Here is a 1,265-nt window from a genome sequence, read left to right on the forward strand (position 1 = left end):
TTCTGCTCCTGCAGCTAATGGATCACCGCAAACAGGTTACTCGCCTGGGGATTCCCTTTCGACCCGAGCATCCGTATGAGACTCATGCTCGATTATTATTATTATAGAAGCCCCCATGAATAAATCGCTCATCATTTTCGGCATCGTCAACATAACCTCGGACAGTTTCTCCGATGGAGGCCGGTATCTGGCGCCAGACGCAGCCATTGCGCAGGCGCGTAAGCTGATGGCCGAGGGGGCAGATGTGATCGACCTCGGTCCGGCATCCAGCAATCCCGACGCCGCGCCTGTTTCGTCCGACACAGAAATCGCGCGTATCGCGCCGGTGCTGGACGCGCTCAAGGCAGATGGCATTCCCGTCTCGCTCGACAGTTATCAACCCGCGACGCAAGCCTATGCCTTGTCGCGTGGTGTGGCCTATCTCAATGATATTCGCGGTTTTCCAGACGCTGCGTTCTATCCGCAATTGGCGAAATCATCTGCCAAACTCGTCGTTATGCATTCGGTGCAAGACGGGCAGGCAGATCGGCGCGAGGCACCCGCTGGCGACATCATGGATCACATTGCGGCGTTCTTTGACGCGCGCATCGCGGCGCTGACGGGTGCCGGTATCAAACGCAACCGCCTTGTCCTTGATCCCGGCATGGGGTTTTTTCTGGGGGCTGCTCCCGAAACCTCGCTCTCGGTGCTGGCGCGGTTCGATGAATTGCGGCTGCGCTTCGATTTGCCGGTGCTTCTGTCTGTTTCGCGCAAATCCTTTCTGCGCGCGCTCACAGGCCGTGGTCCGGGGGATGTCGGGGCCGCGACACTCGCTGCAGAGCTTGCCGCCGCCGCAGGTGGAGCTGACTTCATCCGCACACACGAGCCGCGCCCCTTGCGCGACGGGCTGGCGGTATTGGCGGCGCTGAAAGAAACCGCAAGAATTCGTTAACTGCACATTCGGGATATTTCTCTATATTCGCGGTTCAGCAGGCATGTCCCCTTTGAGGGCGACCCGACGACAGGATAATCGACCTTATGGTGCGCAAATATTTCGGCACAGACGGTATTCGTGGCAAAGCCAACGAAGGCGCGATGACGGCGGAAACCGCCTTGCGCGTCGGCATGGCGGCTGGCCGTGTCTTTCGTCGCGGTGACCACCGCCATCGTGTCGTGATCGGCAAGGATACGCGCCTGTCGGGCTATATGCTTGAACCCGCGCTCACAGCCGGTTTCACCTCGATGGGCATGGACGTATTCCTTTTTGGCCCGCTGCCGACAACGTA

Annotated in this window: 1 protein-coding gene and 1 pseudogene; both read left to right on the top strand. The window is 59.1% G+C overall.

The window, feature by feature from the left end:
• The first annotated feature begins 115 nt into the window (after positions 1-115).
• Positions 116-931 carry a sulfonamide-resistant dihydropteroate synthase Sul2 gene (sul2, locus tag FTT91_RS14560; RefSeq protein WP_001043260.1) on the top strand — a complete coding sequence of 272 codons (816 nt, stop codon included), beginning with the start codon at positions 116-118 and terminating at the stop codon, positions 929-931.
• A gap of 86 nt (positions 932-1,017) precedes the next feature.
• A pseudogene (gene glmM, locus FTT91_RS14565) lies at positions 1,018-1,265 on the top strand (phosphoglucosamine mutase); the annotation flags it as partial.

Origin of the sequence: Acinetobacter sp. YH12021, assembly GCF_013420145.1 — a bacterium.
In the GTDB taxonomy this organism is placed as follows: Bacteria; Pseudomonadota; Gammaproteobacteria; order Pseudomonadales; family Moraxellaceae; genus Acinetobacter; species Acinetobacter towneri.